The following is a 22,102-nucleotide window of genomic DNA, read 5'->3' as shown; positions in this document are numbered from 1 at the left end:
GCTGCCTGCGCAAATAAAACCATACACAACAAAGGATTGCAGTATGAAATACAGAGCATTGGCGTTTGCCATCACCACTTTGCTTGCGGGATGCGACACATCAACAAATGACTCACAAACCCCTGCTGCCGCCGAGCAGGCCTATGAGTATCTGGTGCAGTTGAGCTCAACCGCAGAAGGGATTGGCGCGCGCCCCACGGGGACAGAGGCAGAAACTCGTGCCGCGGCATGGATCCAGGACCATCTGACCGGTTGGGGCTACGATGTGCAACGCCAACCCTTCACCTACACCAAAAGCGGCGCCAGTAAAAACTCCCAAAACCTGATCGCTGAGCTCAAGGGCACAAGTGACAAGGTGATCCTGATCGGCGCCCACTACGACAGTACGGGCGACAAGAAAGGTTCTGAAGGAGCCACCGACAACGGCGCTGGCGTCGCAGCCCTGCTGGCAGTGGCTGAGGCGCTTAAAGGACAAACCTTGCCCTACACGGTTCGCTTTGCATTCTTCGGGGCGGAGGAGAACGGTCTCAACGGCTCCAAAGCCTATGCCGCCAGCCTCGACAGCACCGCCGTCGCCAAGCTGCTGGCGATGGTGAACTACGACACCATCGCCGGGGGCGACATCGTCTACGTCCACTCAGCCCACTCGGACGTCGCCGAATACAACTGCACAGATCCGAGCCGCTACAGCTTCGATCCCAAGGTGCGGGATCGCCTGCTTACCCTCTCCAAACAGACTGCGACCCCGTTTGCCATTCATCCCAGCTACAGCGGTTATCCGGAAGGGGAGACTGGCAGCTGGTCAGATCACGCTCCCTTTGCCTGCCTGGGGGTGCCGATCGCCTACGTTGAAGCGACCAACTTCACCATCAACGGCGCTGATGGCTATGACGGCTACTCCCAAAGCACCAATCCAGCGCTGTGGGACTGCTATGACGCCACCACCAAGAGCGCCTGCGATCGTGACAGCGAAACCCAGTGGGGAAAAATCTGGCACACCCAGTACGACCGCCTCGACAAGATGGCGGAACTATTCCCTGGCAGAGTAGAAAGCCAACTTGGCGCCAACACCGACCTGATGATCCGCTTCCTCAAGGAACCGGGTTTGTAAGGTCAGTTGCTTGTCCACAAAACAAGATCGCCCTAACTCATTTCAATTCATGGGAGCCACACGGGCAGGTAAAATTCGGGCAGGTGCCAAACCTGCCCTTTTTTGGCGATTTTTGTGACAATCATTGCCTCATTTCTGAAATCTGATACAAACGGATAACCTGGCGGTCGAATGGAGCGACCGCCCATATGCCGAGAGAATTGTCTATGCAGCCGTTTTTTGCCCAGCGCTTCGAGAAGGTTGAACCTTCCTTTATCCGTGAAATCCTCAAAGTTGCCGCCAATCCGGAGATCATCTCCTTCGCCGGTGGCCTGCCCAATCCCCACCTGTTTCCGGTCAAGGCGATCGATCAGGCCTGTCAGGATGTGCTGCGCGAACAGGGGGCTGCTGCCCTGCAATATGCGGCGACCGAAGGCTTCGCCCCGCTGCGCCAATATATTGCCGACCGCTATCTGGCCCGCCACGGCATGCAGATCAATCCGGACAACATCCTGATCACCAGCGGCTCCCAGCAGGCGCTGGATCTGCTGGGCAAGGTGCTGATCGACAAGGGTCAGGATCTCATCATCGAAGAGCCGGGTTACCTTGGCGCTATTCAGGCCTTTTCTGTCTACCAGCCCACCTTCAAGCCGATCACCCTTGAAGAAGAGGGTCTGGATCTGGCGGCGCTGGATGCGCTGCTGGCAAGCGGATCCAATGCCAAGCTGCTCTACGGCGTGCCCAACTTCCAGAACCCGAGCGGTGTCTCCTACAACCGTGCCAACCGCGAGGCACTGGCCGAGCGACTGGTGCGCCACGAGCTGTTGATGGTGGAAGATGATCCCTACGGCGAGCTGCGCTTCGAAGGGGAGCATCTGCCCCCCATTGCCAAGCTGGCGCCAAACAATACCGTGCTGCTCGGCTCGTTTTCCAAAACCGTGGTGCCCGCCTTCCGTCTGGGCTGGATGCTGGTGCCGGAGTGGCTACGCAAGAAGGTGACCATCGCCAAGCAGGCCACCGATCTGCACAGCAACGCCTTCAGCCAGCAGGTGCTGCACCGCTTCCTGACCGACAATTCACTGGATGCCCATCTGGAGAAGATCAAGGAGGTCTATGGTCGCCAGCGTGCTGCCATGGAGGCTGCACTGGCCCGTCACTGCCCGCCCGGCGTCAGCTACACCAGACCGGAAGGGGGCATGTTCCTCTGGCTGACTCTGCCAGCCCACATCAGCGCCATGGCCCTGTTTGATGAGGCGATCAAGGAGAAGGTAGCCTTCGTGCCCGGCGCCCCCTTCTATGTACGCCCCGAAATCAAGAACACCCTGCGCCTGAGCTTCTCCTGCGTCGATGAGGCGACCATCGAGGAGGGGGTCAAGCGGCTGGCCCGCGCCCTCCAGCGGATGCTCTGAACGCCCAAGCCAAACCGTATTAACAAAAAACCAGCGAGCGCTCGCTGGTTTTTTTTATGCTCCCCATTCACCCGTTCAGCCAAACAGGGTCTTGCAAAACTGCTTCATCGGAATGGGGCGGCCGTAGCGATATCCTTGCAGATAGTCAACGTGGCGAGCCCGCAGGTAGTCCGCCTGCGACTGCTTCTCGACCCCCTCCGCGATCAGGATCAATTCAAGTCGCTTCGCCAGATCAATCACGTTTTCAACGATATGGCTGGAGAGTGCATCCGTACCGATCATCTCTACAAAGCTACGGTCAATCTTGATTGCATCGACCTGAAACTGCTGCAGATAGGTCAGACTGGAGTGACCGGTGCCAAAGTCATCGATAGCGATCAACACGCCCAGTTTGCGCAACTCGGCAAACATCCGGGCGGTTGTCTCATCAGCCACCAGCAGCTCCCGCTCCGTCAGCTCCAACCCCAAATCAACGGGATTGTCCTTAAACGCGTCGAGAAAGGCCTTGCAGTCAGCCAACAGGTCGAGATCCTGGAAGTGCTTGGCGCTGATATTGAAGCAAAAATGAAACTTTGCCGGCAGCTTGCGGGCATAAGGGGAGAAGTGGTCACGCACCTCGGCCATCAACAGGCTGGTCATGGGCACGATCAGGCCGCTATCTTCCGCCAGCGGGATAAAGCGATCCGGCGAGATCATCCCCTGCTTGGGATGCTGCCAGCGCATCAGCACCTCACAGCCACGCCACTGCTCATCCTCACCGGAGACCACCGGCTGCAGGTAGGGGATAAACTCCTCCTCGATCAACGCCCGCTTGAGCTCCTCCGCTGGTGAGCTGCTACGCCCCATCAGCCTGAAGGTGCCGAATCCAATCAGCAGCGCCAGCAGTGGAGAGAGGATCAAGGTATCTCTGGAGTAGCGCCATGCGTGGCTCAAGTAATCATGCACCGTGATCCGGGTGACGACCTGATAGGGGAAATCGGCCGAAGCGAGGGCAATATAACCCTCTTCTGCCGGAGAGGGCGCCGCCCCGAACTGACCTGAGCCAAACAGTGCCCTCTGCCCCACCACCAGAGCCATCGGGGAGTTCTTGCTGGAGATCTCCAGGGTATTGCGCAGGTAGTAGCCATCCACACCGATCAGCACACTCCCTTTGTCCGTTTCGTGGCGCAGCACGATCAGGGGGCGATCCGGTGTGACCTCATTGCCTGGCAGCAGTTGCAGCCTGCCATCCACATAACTGTCAGGGTTGAAGGGGCCATCGTAGTCACCATAGAGCGAGGTGCAATAGATACGATTTCCTATAGCCAGATTGGCAGAGCGGACATCAGGCACAGTGGCCACCTGTTCGCGCAGCAGTTGTGCCGCCTCCTTGCAGGAGTGACCTAGCATCCCCTCCACATTGATGGCCGCTTGCCGGGCATGGCCGATGGAGCGATCAAACATCATCCGGGCATGCTGCAAGCGTGAATCGGAATCATGCTCTATCTCGGTCACTGTCTGCCAGATAACGGCAACAACCCCCAGCAGCAGGATCCCGCCCCCCATCAGTAGTGCCACCAGAATCCTCGAGTAAAGCTGGCGAAGTTTCAAACGACGAAATGGCATGGCGGCCTCTTTGATGCTCGGATAGTGGGTGACAGCCCCGGTGGACAGGCGAAAGGGTCGCCATAATAGCGATTGAACAACAAATGTCCACCCGACAAAAATCAATCAATTCAAACTATTGTTCAACAATATGTCGCAAGAAGAGGATAGAGTTAACATCAGTCGAATGAACAAAACGTGTCAAACTCGTCCACTTGTTGAAGGAGGACGACGCCATTAGAGTAGAGCAAACGGCAGCAGGAGCGTGCAACGATGAAGATTCTGATTACCGGAGGAACCGGCTTTATCGGCCGCAAGCTGGTTGCCCATCTCAAGGTCAATCACGAGGTCGTGGTATTGAGCAGGCAGGGGAGCCGCGCCTACTCCCTGCTCGGTCACGATATCAAGGTATTGGATAACCTTGACCGGCTCGATGACCTCAATGACGTGGACGCAGTGATCAATCTGGCGGGTGAACCCATCGCCGCCGGACGCTGGAGCGAATCGCGTAAACAGCTGCTCTGCGACAGCCGCTGGCTGCTGACCGAGCAGCTGGTTGATCTCATCAAGCTCTCCACAACGCCGCCCAAGGTGCTGATCAACGCCTCCGCCATCGGCTGGTATGGCAGACAGGGCACCGAAACCCTCGACGAGCAGTGCCGCTCTCCCAACGACGAGTTCACCCACCAACTCTGCCAACAGTGGGAGACCCTGGCACTGGAAGCACAAAGCAAGCAGACCCGGGTCTGTATCGTGCGGATCGGGCTGGTGCTCGGCATGGATGGGGGAGCGCTACCCAAAATGCTCCCCCCATACCGACTCGGACTCGGCGGCCCCATGGGGTCGGGCAGCCAGATGATGAGCTGGATCCATGTGCAGGATCTGGTGCGCGCCATCCTGTTCATACTGGAGCACGAAGAGTGCAGCGGCATCTTCAACGGCACTGCGCCCCATCCGGTCAGCAACCGGGAGTTCAGCCAGACCCTTGCCACCACGCTGCACCGTCCACACCTCTTCTTCGTCCCGGCGCCGCTGTTGCAACTGGTGATGGGGGAGGCGGCAGATCTGCTGCTGACCGGACAAAAGGTGATACCAGTTCGGCTACAACAGGCCGGTTTCCACTTCAGCTATCCCGAGCTGCCGAGTGCCCTCGCCAATCTGCTGCGCGAGCCCCGCTAACTCACACCTGTTCGCTGCGTCCACTCGTCAGCACCTCGCATAGCAAGCAGCCCGACCAAGGCCGGGCTGCTTGCTTATTGCGGCTGCGCTATTGCACCTTGTGTGTATCGGCTCGCGCTGGCCGGATTACAACAGTCCCTGACCCAGCCCCCGCAGCCGATCGCTCAGGGTGCCAGCCAGCAGCTGGCGCTGCATCCCCTGCCCCGCCAGCGTCACCAACAGCGCCCCCAGAGTCGGCAGGCCAAGCCAGATGGCCCAGTGGAACTGCCACACCCCCTCGAACCACCACCACTGCAGGCCAAAGGAGCAGAGCTCCACCACCATGGCGGCGCAGAGCCCCGCCAGCGCACCACTGGCCACCAGCTCCCAACGCAGCATCTTTTTCAGCAGTTCGCTGCTGGCACCCAGGGTGCGCATCAGCAGCAGTTCGCGCCGACGCTGAGCCATGCTGGCCTGGGTCTGGGTCAGCAGCACCAGCAGCGCGGCCACTGTCACCAGCCCCAGCATCAGCGCCAGTGCCCGGCTCACCTGCTCCGATACCTGAGTGAGCCGCGCAATCAGGTCATCCACATCGATAAGACTCACCGTGGGGTGGCGGCGGATCAACTCCACCTCGGCAGTGCGCCCCGCCTCGGGCAGCCGGTAGCTGCCAAGCCAGGTACGGGAGAAGGGTGCCAGCAGATCCTCGGAGAAGATCATGTAGAAGTTGGGCCGCATATTGTCCCACTTGATGCTGCGCAGACTGGTGACCCTGGCGCCGAAGCTGCGCCCCTCGATAGTAAAGGCGAGCATGTCCCCCAGCTTGATATCGAGTCGCTTGGCCAACTCGCTATCCACCGACACCTCGCCGGACCCGGCAAGCCACTTCCCGGCCACCAGCTTGTTGTCGGTTGGCAGGGTAGCCGTGGTGGTGAAGTTGAGCTCCCGATCTACCCCCTCGCGGCCACTGCTGGCCCCCTCGCCCACCGCCTCACCGGCAATATGGGTCAGCCTGCCGCGCACCATGGGATAGAAGTCGGAGGTGGTGGCCCCGGCTGCCGCCAGCTCGCTCAGGATCCCCTCCCGCTCATTCTCGGCCACATTGACCAGAAAACGGTTGGGTGCATCGACGGGAAGACGAGCCGAAAACTCATCCAGCAGATCGACCCTTGCCGCCCAGAGCAAGCCAAACAGCATCAATGCCAGCGCAAAGCCCGCCAGTTGGAACAGGCCGCTGCTGCGCTCGCGCGACAGGTGGGCCAGCGCCAACCGCAAGGCATGAGGCCCGTTCACGTTTGCTCCCAGCCGCAACATCAGCGCCGCCAGCAGGGCCAGCAGCCCCATCAGCAAGCCCATGCCACCCACCAGACCCAGCGCCAGCCGCACATCGGCGGTAAAGCCCCAAACCAGCGCAAACAGCCCGAGCAACCCGACCGGCAGGGCCAGCCAGGGGGGAATGCCCGCCTCCAGCTCCCGACGCAATACCCGCAGCGGCGGCACTTTCAGCAGCCGCAAGAAGGGCACAAAAGCGAGCAGCAGGGTGATAAAGAGCGCCACCGCTACTCCCAGGGCAAAGGGGCGCCAAGAGGGAGGCGGCAGATCCGGCGGCAGCAGGTCCCCCAGCAGTTGCAAGGTGATCCACTGCATGGCCGTACCCGCGACCAGACCCAGCAACGCGCCGATCAGCGTCAACGACAGCAGCAGGGTTCCCATCAGTTGCCAGAGCGAGCGACGGGATGCCCCCAGGGTTTTGAGCAGCGCCACCATATTGGTCTGGCGCTCGGCAAAGTGGCGCACCGCGATCCCCATCGCCAACGCCCCCAGCAATACCCCGCTTAGGGAAGCAAGCCGGAAGAAACGCTCGGCATTGGCCAGCGAGCGGCCGACACGGGATTCGCTGTCATCCGGTTTGATCCACTTCTGTCCGGCCTGCAACTGCGGCAATAACCACTGTTCGTAACGAGCAAGCGGCTCCCGCGGCCCCTTGAACAGATAGCGCCACTGCTGGCGGCTGCCGGGGAGCAGAGCGCCGGTCGCCTCGATATCTGCGCTATGGATCAGTGCACGCGGCGCCAGCAAGAAGGGGCTGAAACCCTGATCCGGCTCCTCGCCAAGCAGACCAGCCACCTTGAGCACCGTATTGCCCACCTCCAGCTCATCCCCCGTTTTGACCTTGAGCAGCTGCATCACCCGGGCGGAGAGCCAGATCTCGCCAGGGGCCGGGGCGCGGGCCGGTTCCAGAGTGAGCTTGCCATAGAAGGGAAAACCATCGGGCACCGCCCGAATGGAGGCGAGCTGCAACGCATCGCCGTGAAACAGCATGCTGTTGAAGCTGACGGTGGTCTGCACCGCCAAGCCATCCAGTTTCGCTCGGGCCAGCCAGCCATCCGGCAGGGCGGCGGCGGTGCGCAGCACCCGATCCGCCCCGATAAAGTCGCGGCCTGACGCCTTGAGTCCGGCATCGAGCCGATCCGCTACCAGCGCCACACTCAAGACGCACGCCACGCTCAGGGCCAGCGCCAGCACAAACCAGCGCAGCTCGCCGCTGAAACCTTCCCGGCGAAGCAGCCGCCATCCCAATCGCCACTGCATCATCCCTTGTATCTCCCGCCTGATCCGCAGCTCACCCCGTTACACCACATCATGGGCCACCTCGCGATCCAGTCTGCCCGCCGTCATGACCAGTTGCCGCTGGCAACGCTCGGCCAGCTGATGATCATGGGTCACTACCACCAGGGTGGTGCCGTGCTTGCGATTGAGTTCAAACAGCAGCTCGATCACCTTCTCGCCGGTCTTGCTGTCGAGGTTGCCGGTCGGCTCATCCGCCAGCAGCAGGCTGGGACGGGTCATAAAGGCGCGAGCGATGGCCACCCGCTGCTGCTCGCCGCCGGAGAGCCGTGGCGGCAGATGGTGCAACCGCTCGCCAAGCCCGACTGCCGCCAACAGCTCGCGGGCCCTCGGCTCGCAGTGGCGCTCGCCACGCAGCTCGGCAGGCAGCATCACATTCTCCAGCGCAGTCATGGTCGGGAGCAGCAGAAACGACTGGAACACAAAACCGATCTGTTCGGCGCGCAATCGGGCCCGCCCCTCTTCATCCAGCTCGCCAAGGGATTTGCCGAGGATTTCTATATTCCCCTGACTCGGCAGATCGAGTCCTGCCAGCAATCCCAGCAGGGTGGACTTGCCGGAGCCTGAGGCGCCGACCAGGGCCACCGTCTCGCCGCTATTGACTTGCAGATCGATCCCTTCAAGGATGGTGAGGCTTTCCTGGCCGAGGCGAACCGATTTGCCGAGGCCCTTGACGACAATAATGGGGGTTGAACTCATGCTCTGTATCCTTTGTTCCAATCCCTTGATGACAATCCATAGCGGGAGTTGAATTGATGGTGCGTATTCTGTTTGCCTTGTTGGTTGGCCTCGGCAGCCTGCTCTCGTCGGCTCAGGCCCAGACCCTGCTGGTGCTGGGAGACAGCCTGAGCGCCGGCTATCAGATGCAGGTTGAGCAGAGCTGGCCTGCCCTGCTCAACCAGAAATGGCAGGAAGAGGGGGGCAAACACACCCTGCTCAATGCCAGCATCAGCGGTGAAACGACACAAGGGGCGCTGGCCCGTCTGCCCGCTCTGCTGAAGGAGCACAAGCCGGACTGGCTTCTGATCGAACTGGGGGGCAACGATGGCCTGCGTGGCTTCGCGCCGACCATTACCCGCCAGAATCTGGCCAGCATGATCGCGCTCGCCAAGGAGCAGCAGACCCGTGTGGTGTTGACCCAAATCCAGCTGCCCCGCAACTACGGTGCCCGCTATCTGCGCCAGTTCGAACAGATCTTTCCCGAGTTGGCCCAGGCTAACGATCTGCCCCTGCTACCCTTCTTCATGGATGATATTGCGCTGCGCCCTGAACTTATGATGAACGATGGTATTCATCCCACCCCTGCGGCCCAGCCCAAGATCCGCGACAAGGTAGCCGGTTTTATTGAGCCCCTTATGGAGCCATAAGAAACATCTCCCCCTGTTTAACTCAGCAGCAGGCTGTTCATCAGGGCCCGCAGTTTGAGTGGTTTGACCGGTTTGCTGATGTAGCCATACCCCCGCTCGCGGATCTGCGCCTGCAGCTCGCTCTTGCGATCGGCGCTGATGATGATGCCTCCCAGTTCATCGCCACACACTCGTTGCAGCGCAGCGAGCGCCTCCAACCCGGTCTTGCCATCGTCGAGGTGGTAGTCAGAGAGCACCAGTCTCGGTACAAACCCCTCCGCCACCAGCGCCTCGGCTTCGGCCAGATCGACGGCGCAGCGCACCTCGCAGCCCCAACGGCAAAGCAGGGTGCTCATGGCGGTCAGAATGTCCCGCTCGTTGTCGATGCAGAGCACGGCCACCCCCTCCAGCTGGCTGTCGCGCGCCACCGGCGCCGCCAGCTGATGGGCCGTGACCGGCCGGGTCGCCAGATTGAGGGTCACCGCAAAGACCGATCCCTTGCCCGGCCAGCTCTGCAATGTGAGCTGATGACCGAGCACCTGCGAGATGCCACGGGCGATGGCGAGCCCCAGACCCAGCCCCTGCTCCTTGGCGGTGCGGGAGTGATCGAGGCGGGAGAACTCGTCAAAAATAGCCTCCTGCTTGTCCTGCGGGATGCCGGGGCCGTTGTCCCATACCTCGATGCGGATCTTCTCCCCCATCCGGCGACAACCGAGCAGCACCCGGCCACCCGGGTTGTAGCGAAACGCATTGGTGAGGAAGTTCTGCAGCACCCGACGCAGCAGCCGCACATCGCTGTGTACCGCATGCTTGCTCTCCACCACCGAGAAGTGGATCCCCCCCGCCTGCGCCAACACGCCAAACTCAGCCTTGAGGTTGTCGAGCAGATCGCGCAGGGCAAAGTCGAGCTTCTTGGCCTTGAACTTGCCCGCTTCGAGCCGCGAGATATCGAGCAGATCGGTGATGAGATCCTCGGTCGCCCCCAGCGCATCGTCGATATGGCGGGCGATGCGGGCCTGCTCGCCAGCATCTGGCAACATCTCCAGCAGGGAGGAGGTAAACAGCTTGGCAGCATTGAGGGGCTGGGTCAGATCGTGGCTGACCGCCGCCAGAAAACGGCTCTTGGATTGATTGGCCCGCTCCACCTGCTGGTTCACCAGCAGCAGCTGGCGGTTGAGTTCGGAGAGCTCACGGGTGCGCTCGGCCACCCGTGCCTCCAGATGTTCGTTCGCTTCGCGCAGCACCCGCTCCGCATCGCGAAACGGGGTGATGTCGGTAAAGGTCATGACGAAACCACCGGCGGGCATGGGGTTGCCCTGCATCTCGATCACCCGCCCGTCCGGGCGCTCCCGCGCCGAGATATGGGCGCTGCCGCGTTTCATAAAGGCGACGCGCCGCGCCACGTGATCCTCGATATCGCCGGGGCCGCAAAGCCCCTGCTGCGCGTTGTAGCGGATGATCTCTTCAATGGGGCGCCCTGCCTGAATAAGCCCCGGCGGATAGTGGAACAGCTCGATGTAGCGGCGGTTCCAGGCGACCAGCCGAAGCTCCCTGTCCACCACCGAGATCCCCTGCCCGATATGCTCAATCGCCCCCTGCAGCAGGCCGCGGTTGAAGCGAAACACGTCGGAGGCCTCATCGACTATGGTGGCGATCTCCTCGAGCTGCATGTTGCGCCCCTGCAGGGCCGAGGCGAGCACCAGCCGTGCCGACGAGGTACCAAACACCCCCGCCAGCAGCCGCTCGGTGTGGGCAATCAGCTCGGCCGAAGCCTGCATCTGCGGAGCAAGGGTGCCGCCCCGCTCACCGGCAAAGCGACCAAAGGCGCGCTTGACCCGGCTCGAACCGACAAAGCGGGCCGCCAGCATCTCCAGCTCCTTGACCGAGACCCGCGCCTGATAGAGGGCAGCGGTATCGCGGCTCGGCTTGCCGACAAAGTTGGCCGCCTGCAGCCGCTCGCTCACCGCAGGGCGCGACAGCAGGGAACCGGCCACATAGCCGAGCAGGTTGAAGAGCAGGCTCAGGAAGATGCACCAGGCTCCGAGACTCAGCTCGCGAAACGCGGGCCAGTCCGGCGGCGCCAGCAATTCGGCCAGTGGTGAACCGGCCAGCAGCCCGCTCTCCACCAGCAGGGTCACGAACCAGAGGCTCACCCCGAGGCTCAACCCAAGATAAACCCCCTTGCGATTGCCATGACGCCAGTAGAGGCCAAGCAGCAGGGCCGGCGCAAACTGGGCCACCGCGCCAAAAGAGAGATAGCCGATACGGGAAAGACTGGTGAGATCGCCGAGCCAGAGGTAGAGCCCCCAGGCCGCCAGCAAGATCAGCAGGATGGCGCCACGGCGCACCTGCAACAGCAGCCGTACCAGCCGCTCGTCACGCCCCTGCCGCCAGAAGCGGCGCAGCAGCACCGGCAGCACCAGATCGTTGCTCACCATGATCGCCAACGCGATGGTGCAGACGATCACCATGCCGGTGGCCGCCGAGGTGCCGCCGAGAAACGCCAGCATCGCCATGCCATCGAACCCGAGTGCCATCGGCAAACTGATCACATAGGTGTCGGAGGCCATGTCGGCCCCCACCCACTGCTTGCCCGCCAGCGCCAGCGGCCAGATAAAGAGCCCCATCACGAACAGGTAGAGCGGGAAGATCCAGCGCGCCCAGTGCAGATCCTGCCCCTGATTGTTCTCCACCACAGTCACATGAAACTGGCGCGGCAGGCAGATAACGGCGCACATCGCCAGCACCGTATAAATGGCAAGCTCCAGCAGGTTGCCGGGGCTCACCGCCACCACCTGCGCAAAGAAGTCGCGGGTCACCTGCTCGTGAGCTTCGCCGGGTTTGCTCAAAATCAGCCAGAGGGCAAACCCCCCCACCGCGATAAAGGCCAGCAATTTGACCACCGACTCGAAAGCGATGGCCACCACCATCCCCCTGTGGTGCTCGGTGGCATCGAGATGGCGGGTGCCGAACAGGATGCTGAACAGCGCCAGCAGCAGGGTGACCCCGAGCGCCAACTCGCTGGTATTGCTGGTCGGGCTGATGCCGCCGCTGTTGACCATCAGCAGATCCAGCCCGGTGACGATGGCTTTGAGCTGCAACACCAGATAGGGGAGGATCCCCATGATGGCGATGAGGGCGATCACCATGGCGAGCCGCTGGGATTTGCCGTAACGGGCGGCGATAAAGTCGGCGATGGAGGTGATGTGCTCGCGCTTGGCCACCAGAATAAGGCGGGCCAGCAGCCGCCAGCCAAAAAGGAAGACCAGCATGGGGCCAAGGTAGATGGGCACCGGCGACCAGGGCGATTCACTCGCCTGCCCCACGGTGCCGAAGAAGGTCCAGGAGGTGCAATAGACTGCCAGCGACAGGCTGTAGAGCAGCGGTTGCCCCTTGAGACGGTGCCGTTTGTGCTTGTCTGCCACGAAGGCGATCAGAAACAGCAGCCCCAGATAGGTGAGCGACAATCCGATCAGCAGCCATCCCTGGTGCATCGATAACTCCTTGTCCATGTTGAGTTTTTGTATACAACCTCGCCAGTCTAGAGAGGCTGCTGCCAAAAGTCATCCCCTTCGGACAGATTGAAATTATCGTTTTTCAATAAGTTTAGCCTTGACTATATATCGCAAAACGATAAACACTAGCGTCTGTTTATTGATAAACAATAATTTCATGCGCGCACGCTCCATCTTTTTTCTCTTTCAAGCAAGAGGTGAAACGATGAAACACCATACGCTCGGACACATCAGCGACCTGATCGAATGGTGCCTGCTGCTGACCCTGCTGGCAGCACCGTTCATGGCCCTAATCTTTCTGTCACATTCCATCTGGAGATAAACGATGAAACACAACAAGCTCGAACGAATGAGCGGCCTGATCGAGTGGGTTCTGCTATTTGCACTGGTGGCCACCCCACTTATGACCGTCATGGGAGCCTGGTCACACCTGTTGGGTGGCAACGACTATCTGCATCAGGAGCTGGTCGATGCCCTGGCAGTGAATGACGGTTCCACACTCAGTAATGTCCCACTGAACATGCCCTCACCAGTAGTGACCACTACGGCCCCCTCGATTGCCGACTACCCCCTCAATGTGGGTACCCGCCTGCTGGCGACCTTGGTCATGCTGCTGCCTGATGTAGTTTTCATGCTCATCCTGTGGCAACTGCTCCAGCTGTTTCGTGGCTATCGATGCGCCATGCTGTTCACCTTCGACCAGATCCGTCGTTACAAAATGATCGGACTGCTGCTGTGTGCCAGTTTCATCGCCGAGATCATCACCACGCCACTGCTGGATATAGCGCTCACTCTGCAAGGCCCTGAACTGCACGGCACCATCAATATCAGCTCCTCAAACTTTCAGTTGCTGCTGGCCGGATTGATCGTCTCGGCGCTGGCACTGGTCATGCGCGAGGCCAAACTGCTGGCCGATGAACAGCAACTGACGGTGTGAGGAACATATGCCCATTATCATCCGCCTCGATGCCCTGCTGGCCGAGCGCAAAATGACCGCCCGCGAGCTGGCCCAGCGCATCGACATCACCGAGGCCAACCTCTCGATCCTCAAGAATGGCCACGCCAAGGCGGTGCGCTTCTCCACCCTGGAGGCCATCTGCCGTGAACTCAAATGCCAGCCCGGCGATCTGCTGGGCTACGAGCAGGAGCGCTAACCCTCTTATGAGTCGTCATATCACCCTGTTTGCCCTGTGGCTGCTGCCGCTGTGGGCCTGCGCTGGCAATGACGCGAACGGCCCCCGCTACCTTATCGAGCAGGGCGCCAGCGCCAATGTGCTGCAAGTGCACCTCACTATGCAGGGCAAACCTCCCTTTACCCTGCTCCCCGCTCGTCAGTTGCCGGGCAGTGCCACGCCGGTTTCCCCCGCGCTGGTCTGCCTTGCAGACAACCAGCCGGTTGCCCTCAACCAGCCCTTCTCCTGCAAGGAGATCGGCTGGCAGATCACGCTCACACCGGCTCCGGCAGAGGGTGCTGATGCCTCGGCCCAACAGTCGCTGCTGTTTGCCCCTGACCAGTGGCTATTGACCGAGTGGGGTAACTTTGTGCGCCAGATGGGGAGTCGCCAAGGAAAGGTTTGTCTGCCGGATGGCAGCTGCCAACCACTGCCGGATGTCAACCAGCCGCCGCTGATCCTGCCATTTGGTCTGGACACTGTGCCCGTCACCAAGCCGGATCCGCGGCTGGTGCTGAGCCATGACGAGACCGCCAACCAGCTCGATCTGCCAGCCTTGCAGCAGCAACTGAATGAGATCATCGACTATCTGGCCTTCCAGCTCGATGTGGAGCCACCCACTCATCCATGGCAACTGGTGTGGCTGGGGCGGGATGTGGCGACCCGCTCCCTTGGCGGCGCCGCCGGGGATCAGGTGTTTGTCGCCAACTACCCCACCGAGGCTGGCAAACCGACGCCACAGGCCCCCTTGCGCCTGCTGCGCACCTCGGCCCACGAGGCGGTGCATATCCTCAGCGCTCGCCACTCTGCTCCACAACCCACCTGGGTCAACGAGAGCCTCGCTGAGTACCTCGCCATCAAGGCGCTGCGCCGCTTTCGGCTGCATCAAGTCACGGCGGTCAACGAGCTGGCCGAGCGGGGCAAACAGATGCCCCATCGCGAGAGCGGCCTCTATCGGGCAGCTCGCGAGGTGCTGGCGGGCGATCGCTCCTACTACCCGCTCTTTTACGTCAAGGGGAGCGCCTTCTGGGAAGCGCTGGAGCGGGAGTTGCAACACAATGACGTGACGCTGGCGCAACTGCTGCCCCAACTGGGCTGGCTGCCGGATGGACGCTTTGATGCCGCCTCCAATGAGCTGCTTGCCGGCACCATCGGCTCGGATACCTGGCGCCGTCTCAGCCGCCTCTATCTTGGCGAGCAGCAGTAACGCCGCAAACTGCAACAACGAAAAAGGGAGAGCCGTGGCTCTCCCTTTTGTGAGGAGATGATTCAAATAGACAAATATCAGGCTGGAGCACTCTCCTGCGCAGACGGCGCAAAGGGACGCAGCCGCAGGAAGAACACCGGCAAGACCACCAGCACCATCAGGAAGAAGATGCCGCCGCCGAGAGGCTCGAACAGCACGCCGCAGAGTGCCATCAGGGCCGCCACCGTCATGCCGAGGCCAAGGGCCGCATAGAGCGCCTGAGTCGGGATCAACTGCTCGGCCGGTAGCTGACGGGTCATAAAGCGCACCGCCCCCAGATGGCTCATACCGAACGTCACCGAGTGGAGCAATTGCCCCAGCACCAGCACCCACAACTCGGTCGAGGCCCCCAGCAATACCCAGCGCACCACACAACCGATGGCACCGGCGATAAAGAGACTCTGGGCGCCAAAGCGCTGCAAGAAACGCTTGTCGGCGGCAAACATACAGATCTCCGCCACCACCCCGAGCGCCCACAGATAGCCGATGATGGTGCCGCTATATCCTTGCTCCTTCCAGTAGATGGCGCTGAAACCGTAATAAGCGGCGTGGCTCCCCTGCAGCAGAGCGGTCAGCAGCAGGAAACGGCGCACCGGTGCGCTGCGCAGGGTTGCCAGCAAGGACGCCTTGGCGCGCTCGTCCTGACTATCCTGTGGCGCCGGATAGAGCGGCAGCCAGCTGAGCAGCAGCATCAGCACCAGCCCCGCCACCATGGTGTGCAAAATCCAGTCACTACCGAAGTTGCCCACCAGCGCCCCTACCAGGGTAGAGGCGACGATAAAGGCAAAAGAGCCGCACAGCCGCACCTTGCCGTAGTCGATATGCGCCTGCACCACCATGCGGGTTGCCAGCGCCTCACCTACCGGCATCAGGGTCGGGTAGATAAAGTTGGCAATCAGAGTGAGACCGACCAACCACCAGAGGTGATGGCTGAGATAGAAGCCAAGGAAGGCGAACAGACTGAGCAGAGATAACAATCGGGTAACCGGCAGCAGATGACCCGCCCCCTTGATCTGCCCCATCACCATCAGGTTGCCGGCAAAGCGGATCGCCATCCCCGCCCCCAGCAGGAGACCAATCATCTCGGCGCTGACGCCCACCCCCTCCAGCCAGAGCGACCAGAACGGCAAGTAAGCGCCGTAGACAAAATAGAAGGCGCCGAAAAAGAGCGCTAACCAGGAGAACGCGGGCATAGATCCTCTGCAACCAGATGACGGGAGCAGAATGATAACTCATCCGCCCCCACAGATCCCGATGGAAACCCCGCTAAGAAAACGGAAAAACTTCAACAAAATTGAACTATTACCGAAGGTACAGGGTCTACTTGGTAACACCTCCTCCTGGTTAGTGTTGCAATCCTTCCACCCGCCTATGGCGGGTTTCTTTTTTGTCCCCTAATCACTTTGCTTCATCATCAGGATCTGCATCTCGGATTCAAATTTAAATCCATCCTCACAACGAAAAATCATCTGGATACAGCACATCTTCGAGCTATCCTGCAACTCAAGATAAAAATACACCGGCGTTAAGCCGGTGTCAGGTGATAACTAGAACGGTACAAATCGAGCTTACGGGCTCTATGAACCTTCCTTTATTTATGCACCATACTTATCAATAAGATAATTTTTAATTTTTTTGGCATTGTCTAATGCATAATTTTGCATTTTACCATTTTTTACAATCTGATAACCAGAAAGAGCATCATCAGTTTCTGAACTTAAATTTAGTTCATACTTTCCTTCTTTACTTTTTCGATATGTTTTAATTTCATAAAAATAAGGATATTCTATACCATTATTTTCATAATTTACATTCCAGCGAAGAAGTATAGCAACATTCCTCTCTTTATTTACAGAAACAAAAAAAACAGACATTAATTCCACTGGTGCATCTGAATGATAAAAAGTATCAATCAAATGATTTTGCGTTCCCTTAGGTGACTCATACCCAAGATAAAACTCTATATCTTTTTTATCTGAAGTGCTTTGAAAGCAGATATATCCTTCATTGAAGGATATATCTCTGAAAGGGCCCTGAACAATTGCATTGTTGTTATTACCACACGCATGTGCATATGTTGAAAACAAAAAAATAAAAATGAACAGTAACCTACTTAAAATACTAGTCATATCATTCTCCCCCAGCCAATTCTTCTTCAATAAATTTAGCTTCACCTTCACGGCGGTCTCTTAGGCCCCGCTGGTTAGCCCATAGCCTTTTCATACTCCTTAGTCTGGCAGGTATGTTTTTAATATTCCCTTTAGAAAAATCATCGCCTATTTCTCTCATTTCACGACGACTATCTATTGGATCCCCTATTTTCGGTTTTTTTAATGATGGACCTCTGTTATAAACCAATGACAATATGGCACCAGCACTATCTGGAGGTAGGTTAATAGCTTGTGGGTAAGTGTTGACAACAACTTGACAGTATCGTTCCTTTAAACGCATTGCCATATCTAGTGCTCGTTCTTTATCAATCGAAATGTCAGATAATTCATGAACAATAGCTCTTGCATTATCCCCTTTTTTGCCAATTGCGGTTAACAAACGCTCCACCTGTGTCGCCGTATAATAATCACTCAACATAGTCCGTGCTGATGAGATTTCTTGTTGTCCTAAATCGTACCCATACCCAATAGTAACGCCACTTGACTGATCTCCTTTGGGGACATATGGTTTGGGCATGTATGCTTCCCAAGACAATATAAATTCCGCAGATTTTTTAGAAATTCTATAAATCCCAAGAGTGGTATTAAAATCGATTGTATCTCTGCTTGGGAGCTGCTCTGTTATTAATGCCATTATTCCTATTGGTGAAAAATGCCAAACCTCTTTATCCAGCTTTAACTTGGTCGCACTCTGCATCCACTCCAGCTTATCGATACGCTGCTTTTCATGATCAACCAGTAAATCAAAGTTTGGCAGGCCAATCTTGGTCATAAGCTTATCCAGCCATTGATAACTGCTGGCTGAAGACTTTTCATACCACTCGCTGAGATGTTTGACAATGAGCTTGTGCAACTGCTCACTGTTTTTCGGATTGCTCAAAGCAGCATGAATTTCGCCGCTGCTCAGCTTGCCATCCTTATTCTTATCAAAGCTTTTCACCAAATCAGTAAAAAGGGAAGGCGGCGCATCGGGATCCAGATAACCGTCGGAGCCACTACCATCGATCTTTTTAAAACCGATCTTCAACCAGTCATGCTGACTCAATAACTCAACTTGCTCTTTCTTGACATATTTATCTGATGAGACACAAATCCACTCCTGCTTGGCAGCATCCTTTTCCAGCTTGGGTGCTTCAACCAGCGCTTCCTTGCTTTTATCCTTGGTTGCCACCCACTTGGATTTGCCTGCCTCACTCTTCTTCTCATGGAGGATCAAATCGGCAGGCACTTTGGCATAGATTGCACCACCTTGCGTTCCCGCCTTGTTGGCCAGAACATCATCCAGACGGGGATCTTGAGTAAACACCTCAAGATGAACCTGATGCTTGCTCTGTTTGCCCCCAATCAGGGACCCCGGTGTTTCCACCAAGCCGAGATAGCCTATGGTTTCACCCGCAGCAATTACCACGGGAGATGGCAGCACATATAGCTCGTCGAGATGGGAAGGGGGAAGCCTTTTAGCTTTGATAAATTCATCTTCAACGCACACCCAGGCGAGACCACAATTCCCCTGAGCGTCACTCCCACTCGGCATGACATATTTGCATCTGGCCATCTTGCGCGCTTTATCACCAATCCAATGGAATTCGAGTTGGTGGGCATCATACTGCAACTTGGTGCCAGCTGGCAGTGAGACATTGCCACTGCCAGCCATCAAGCGACCACTTTTATCATCCAAGACAGGATCTGCACGCCCAGCCATATCCTTCAATAGCTCTGCATCTATCTGATCGAATAGCCAGGTTGGCACATTGGGCTTGATAAAGGTCACGGCATCCGGGCTATTGGCGATCCAGACTGAACTCCCTTCACTGACTAATACCCCCACCTTTTCAGCCTCTTTTATCTGGGCATTGGACAGCTTGCTCTTGATCTTTACCTTGATGAAATCATACTCCTTGCCCCCAACACTCCCCTTTTTGGGGGGAATGCTGCTATCCATCTCCAGTTCGGTATCCTTAGGCAAAGTGAAACGGGGCAAGGCAGCATCGGCACGCTGCTGCTCTGCATTGGGATTCCTATGGGGGACAGAATTGCGAGCATTCCAACCCTTTTTCAACACCAGCCTCTCGGTACTTTGGTACTTATCCCAAGGCAACAGGTGCATATAGAGCGAATAAAAGGTGAACTCGTTTTTAGCTTTTGTTTCTGCATTGATTTCACAATATTCGTGTTGGACCAGGCAGAAGCAGTTGGAATAACGCAGTGACTCCCCCTGAAATTCAGAGGTCAGATAATCCTTCATCATCCGAAAAGCCACGACTTTGCCGTCAGCAATGGCTCGGACAGGATATTTATCCTTGCACCAGGGGGCGCTCTGGTCGCTGATATGAATACCACCGTGCCATTTGTTGTGATTGCCAAGGAGATAATGACCGGATTTTTCGCCATTAATAAGTGCAGTCAGCGCTTTGACATCCTTGAATTCTTCACCTTTGGCAGTGAGGATGGGAAATGCAAACTTCATGCTTTCTCCTTATTCAGAAAAGAGGTAGAACGCAGCGGGCTTCTCTTCTTTCAAGAGCGCCTCCATCGCCTTCTCGGTAGGAATGGCCTTGACCAGTTCAACCAGTTCTGGAGCTTTGACCACCTCAACCCCTTTGGGAATAACGGGAGCCTGACCAGCCCAGCCAGAGCCAGCTCCCGGGCTGCCTCCGGCATTGAGTTTGATGGCGGGGCCGACCAGCTTGATGCCGCTCGGGTCAACTTTGACAAAGCTGCCACCCCCCTTGAGGGTGATCTCTGAGCCCGCCTCCAGCACCAACTTGTCACCCACCTTGATATGCACCTCTTCACCCGCTTCCACCAGCAGCGCCTGCCCCAGCTTCTGGTGCAGGGAGGTATCGACGGTCAGTGAATAGTCCGCCTTGATGTGGTCGCGTTTCTCGCCTTCAACTGTCAGGTGGTCATTACCGAGGCTGGGCGGATCGCCATCCTTGCCCGGCACCTTTCTGATACGTGTCACCCGATCAAAGTCGATATCCCGATGCTCGTCATGCTTGATATGCCACGCCGCATCGTTTTCAATCAGCACGTTCAGGTCTTTCTGACCGTGGATATAAATCTCTTCCTGTCCCGCCTGGTCTTCAAAGCGCAGCTCGTTAAAGCCCTCGCCCTTGTGAGTTTCGGTGCGCAGCACGGTGCGAGTCTTGTTGGCAGGCAGCTCATACGGCGGCCGGTTGGTGGCGTGGTAGGTGCGCCCCGTCACGATGGGCTGGTCGGGGTCGCCCTCTAGGAAGCTAACAATGACCTCGTGGCCGATACGCGGGATGGCCATCATGCCATATTGACCACCGGCCCAGCCTTGGCTCACTCGCACCCAGCAGGAGCTCTGGTCGTTGGAGCTGCCGTAGCGGTCCCACGGGAATTGCAGTTTGACCCGGCCATGTTCGTCGCAGTAAATCTCTTCCCCTTCAGGGCCCACCACCATGGCGATTTGCGGGCCATCCACCATCGGCTTATGGGGTGCCTCGGGGCTGCCGATACGGGCGCGCCAGGTGGTGCTCGCCTTCACTACGCCAAATTCGTTGTGGTAGACGGTCGGGCCACTGCCGCCCTCTTCCTCCAGCGCCTGCGGTTGCTCACCGGTGTGGCAAATATGGACGATTTGCCAGTCGGTGTTAAGGCTGCCATTGGGGTGTTCGGTGAGTGAGAAGTGCTGGCCCGGCAGCAACGCGGCGCTGTTGGATTTGCCGCTGCCTGCTACCGCGTCATTGCGCAGCGCATCGAGCCGGTGCTGGGCAAACGCCTTGCCGCTCGGGTCCTGCTTGTAGCGGCCCGGGTAGTCGAAGTGCTGATAAGTATCCCGTTGATGCTCAAGCTCTGCTCCCTGCTTTTTGTGGGAGAGGCCATAGGCCGGCGTCTTGAAGCTGTAGTCTTTCAGCTCCACATCCGAGGGGCGCACCGCCTCGCGGTAGTGGAACTGGCGCACATAGGGCCCTTGTTCCAGCGAACGGTTGCCGAGGTTGAAGAAGAGCTCGGGGCCGGCAGTCAGGGCTGCCGCATCGTCAGCAAAGACGATGCGGTGCTTGCCTGCTTCAAACTCGTGGAAGTAGAACAAGCCCTCTTCAGCAGCGAGGCGGTTAACGAAATCGAGGTCGGTCTCGCGGTACTGCACGCAGTATTCCCGCTGGGCGTGCTCGTTTTTCAGGGCAAAGGCGTAGTCGGTGATGCCATGTTCTTGCAGCAGGATACTGAGGATTTCATCGGGCTTTTGCGCCTGGAAGATGCGGGAATTCTGGCGAAGACCCAATCGCCACAGCGCAGGTTTGACTTGCAGGCTGTAACGGGTGCGGCGAAAGCCGCTATCCCCTTGGGCAAACTCGCTCACTACACCGCAGACCCGGCGTTGCAGCTCGCCGTTGTACCACACCATCAGCTCGCACGGCTGGTCCAGTACGGCGCCAAAGTCGACATCAGGCTGGTTGCTGGCCAACTCCAGCTGCAGGTTGAACGGCCGGTTCAGCCCCTCATCCAACTGGAAACTGGCCACCACGAAGGTGCTCTCGGGCAGCGCCCCCACCTTGACGGTAAATTGCAATCCGGTTTGATTAGCCATGGCTTTCCCCTCTTGTCACGGCCAAGCTGTGCCTGAGCCCTTGCCAACTCTCGCGCCCATACAATCCCTCACCGCACAGCCACGCTACCGCCCTCCCCGGTGCCGCAAGGGCCACCAAAGATAAAGGGGTTAACAGGTTACGAGCGGTTCGGGTCTGCATCACAGGACACCCTTTAGTGCTTTGCCATCCCTCCGCACTCACCGGCAGGGCACCAAACCTCGGCA

Annotated in this window: 15 protein-coding genes; 7 read left to right on the top strand and 8 right to left on the bottom strand. The window is 58.3% G+C overall.

From position 1 onward, the window contains the following. Positions 1-43: 43 nt before the first annotated feature. Together G5306_RS09065 and G5306_RS09060 are read left to right on the top strand one after the other, a co-directional pair. Positions 44-1,111: a M28 family metallopeptidase gene (locus tag G5306_RS09065; protein ID WP_144714311.1), complete on the top strand. Its 1,068-nt coding sequence runs from the start codon at positions 44-46 to the stop codon at positions 1,109-1,111. A gap of 206 nt (positions 1,112-1,317) precedes the next feature. Continuing rightward, positions 1,318-2,499, top strand: a complete 1,182-nt coding sequence (locus tag G5306_RS09060; protein ID WP_421208822.1) for a PLP-dependent aminotransferase family protein — start codon at positions 1,318-1,320, stop codon at positions 2,497-2,499. Between the two features lie 75 nt (positions 2,500-2,574). Here G5306_RS09060 and G5306_RS09055 read toward each other — a convergent pair whose 3' ends face one another. Further along, the gene (locus G5306_RS09055) at positions 2,575-4,104 is read right to left on the bottom strand and encodes an EAL domain-containing protein (RefSeq protein WP_144714306.1); all 1,530 of its coding nucleotides are present in this window, start codon (positions 4,102-4,104) and stop codon (positions 2,575-2,577) included. Between the two features lie 252 nt (positions 4,105-4,356). Here G5306_RS09055 and G5306_RS09050 point away from each other — a divergent pair, with 252 nt between their 5' ends. Next, entirely contained in the window at positions 4,357-5,262 is a 906-nt protein-coding gene (locus G5306_RS09050) for a TIGR01777 family oxidoreductase (RefSeq protein WP_216953000.1), read from the top strand. 126 nt (positions 5,263-5,388) lie between these two features. Here the strand turns inward: G5306_RS09050 and G5306_RS09045 are convergent, their stop codons facing one another. Both G5306_RS09045 and G5306_RS09040 read right to left on the bottom strand, forming a co-directional pair. Next, on the bottom strand, positions 5,389-7,836 hold the full coding sequence (locus G5306_RS09045; protein WP_421312761.1) for an ABC transporter permease: 2,448 nt from the start codon (positions 7,834-7,836) through the stop codon (positions 5,389-5,391). A gap of 36 nt (positions 7,837-7,872) precedes the next feature. Continuing rightward, the gene (locus G5306_RS09040; protein ID WP_421312760.1) at positions 7,873-8,568 is read right to left on the bottom strand and encodes an ABC transporter ATP-binding protein; all 696 of its coding nucleotides are present in this window, start codon (positions 8,566-8,568) and stop codon (positions 7,873-7,875) included. 56 nt (positions 8,569-8,624) lie between these two features. Between G5306_RS09040 and G5306_RS09035 the strand changes: the two genes are divergently transcribed. Continuing rightward, on the top strand, positions 8,625-9,236 hold the full coding sequence (locus tag G5306_RS09035) for an arylesterase (protein WP_421312759.1): 612 nt from the start codon (positions 8,625-8,627) through the stop codon (positions 9,234-9,236). Positions 9,237-9,253: 17 nt separating this feature from the next. Here the strand turns inward: G5306_RS09035 and G5306_RS09030 are convergent, their stop codons facing one another. Further along, positions 9,254-12,709, bottom strand: a complete 3,456-nt coding sequence (locus G5306_RS09030) for a NahK/ErcS family hybrid sensor histidine kinase/response regulator (RefSeq protein ID WP_421312758.1) — start codon at positions 12,707-12,709, stop codon at positions 9,254-9,256. 346 nt (positions 12,710-13,055) lie between these two features. Between G5306_RS09030 and G5306_RS09025 the strand changes: the two genes are divergently transcribed. The 3 genes from G5306_RS09025 to G5306_RS09015 are packed head-to-tail and all read left to right on the top strand — an operon-like array spanning position 13,056 to position 15,109. Beyond that, entirely contained in the window at positions 13,056-13,667 is a 612-nt protein-coding gene (locus tag G5306_RS09025) for a DUF2975 domain-containing protein (RefSeq protein WP_201949613.1), read from the top strand. A 7-nt stretch (positions 13,668-13,674) separates the two neighbouring features. Then, entirely contained in the window at positions 13,675-13,884 is a 210-nt protein-coding gene (locus G5306_RS09020; protein ID WP_005335250.1) for a helix-turn-helix domain-containing protein, read from the top strand. A gap of 7 nt (positions 13,885-13,891) precedes the next feature. Next, entirely contained in the window at positions 13,892-15,109 is a 1,218-nt protein-coding gene (locus tag G5306_RS09015) for a hypothetical protein (RefSeq protein WP_216978143.1), read from the top strand. Between the two features lie 77 nt (positions 15,110-15,186). Here the strand turns inward: G5306_RS09015 and G5306_RS09010 are convergent, their stop codons facing one another. The 4 genes from G5306_RS09010 to tssI all read right to left on the bottom strand — a co-directional run bounded on the left by G5306_RS09010 (position 15,187) and on the right by tssI (position 21,877). Continuing rightward, positions 15,187-16,341, bottom strand: a complete 1,155-nt coding sequence (locus G5306_RS09010) for a 3-phenylpropionate MFS transporter (RefSeq protein WP_216978142.1) — start codon at positions 16,339-16,341, stop codon at positions 15,187-15,189. Positions 16,342-16,743: 402 nt separating this feature from the next. Then, entirely contained in the window at positions 16,744-17,277 is a 534-nt protein-coding gene (locus tag G5306_RS09005; protein WP_216978141.1) for a hypothetical protein, read from the bottom strand. A gap of 1 nt (position 17,278) precedes the next feature. Further along, a complete protein-coding gene (locus tag G5306_RS09000; protein ID WP_421312757.1) occupies positions 17,279-19,786 on the bottom strand; it encodes a pesticin C-terminus-like muramidase in 2,508 nt (835 codons plus the stop codon). A gap of 9 nt (positions 19,787-19,795) precedes the next feature. Then, a complete protein-coding gene (gene tssI, locus G5306_RS08995) occupies positions 19,796-21,877 on the bottom strand; it encodes a type VI secretion system tip protein TssI/VgrG (RefSeq protein ID WP_421312756.1) in 2,082 nt (693 codons plus the stop codon). Positions 21,878-22,102 lie beyond the last annotated feature (225 nt).

Origin of the sequence: Aeromonas sp. 603404 (genome assembly GCF_049171775.1) — a bacterium.
Classification (GTDB): domain Bacteria; phylum Pseudomonadota; class Gammaproteobacteria; order Enterobacterales; family Aeromonadaceae; genus Aeromonas; species Aeromonas veronii_A.
This window is presented reverse-complemented; position numbering and strand designations above follow the sequence as displayed.

Coding starts and splice junctions, on each gene's coding strand:
- G5306_RS09035 (WP_421312759.1), top strand. CDS start 8,625: ATGGTGCGTATTCTGTTTGCCTTGTTGGTTGGCCTCGGCAGCCTGCTC.
- G5306_RS09055 (WP_144714306.1), bottom strand. CDS start 4,104: ATGCCATTTCGTCGTTTGAAACTTCGCCAGCTTTACTCGAGGATTCTG.
- G5306_RS09010 (WP_216978142.1), bottom strand. CDS start 16,341: ATGCCCGCGTTCTCCTGGTTAGCGCTCTTTTTCGGCGCCTTCTATTTT.
- G5306_RS09000 (WP_421312757.1), bottom strand. CDS start 19,786: ATGAAGTTTGCATTTCCCATCCTCACTGCCAAAGGTGAAGAATTCAAG.
- G5306_RS09050 (WP_216953000.1), top strand. CDS start 4,357: ATGAAGATTCTGATTACCGGAGGAACCGGCTTTATCGGCCGCAAGCTG.
- G5306_RS09020 (WP_005335250.1), top strand. CDS start 13,675: ATGCCCATTATCATCCGCCTCGATGCCCTGCTGGCCGAGCGCAAAATG.
- G5306_RS09025 (WP_201949613.1), top strand. CDS start 13,056: ATGAAACACAACAAGCTCGAACGAATGAGCGGCCTGATCGAGTGGGTT.
- G5306_RS09030 (WP_421312758.1), bottom strand. CDS start 12,709: ATGCACCAGGGATGGCTGCTGATCGGATTGTCGCTCACCTATCTGGGG.
- tssI (WP_421312756.1), bottom strand. CDS start 21,877: ATGGCTAATCAAACCGGATTGCAATTTACCGTCAAGGTGGGGGCGCTG.
- G5306_RS09045 (WP_421312761.1), bottom strand. CDS start 7,836: ATGATGCAGTGGCGATTGGGATGGCGGCTGCTTCGCCGGGAAGGTTTC.
- G5306_RS09060 (WP_421208822.1), top strand. CDS start 1,318: ATGCAGCCGTTTTTTGCCCAGCGCTTCGAGAAGGTTGAACCTTCCTTT.
- G5306_RS09065 (WP_144714311.1), top strand. CDS start 44: ATGAAATACAGAGCATTGGCGTTTGCCATCACCACTTTGCTTGCGGGA.
- G5306_RS09040 (WP_421312760.1), bottom strand. CDS start 8,568: ATGAGTTCAACCCCCATTATTGTCGTCAAGGGCCTCGGCAAATCGGTT.
- G5306_RS09005 (WP_216978141.1), bottom strand. CDS start 17,277: ATGACTAGTATTTTAAGTAGGTTACTGTTCATTTTTATTTTTTTGTTT.
- G5306_RS09015 (WP_216978143.1), top strand. CDS start 13,892: ATGAGTCGTCATATCACCCTGTTTGCCCTGTGGCTGCTGCCGCTGTGG.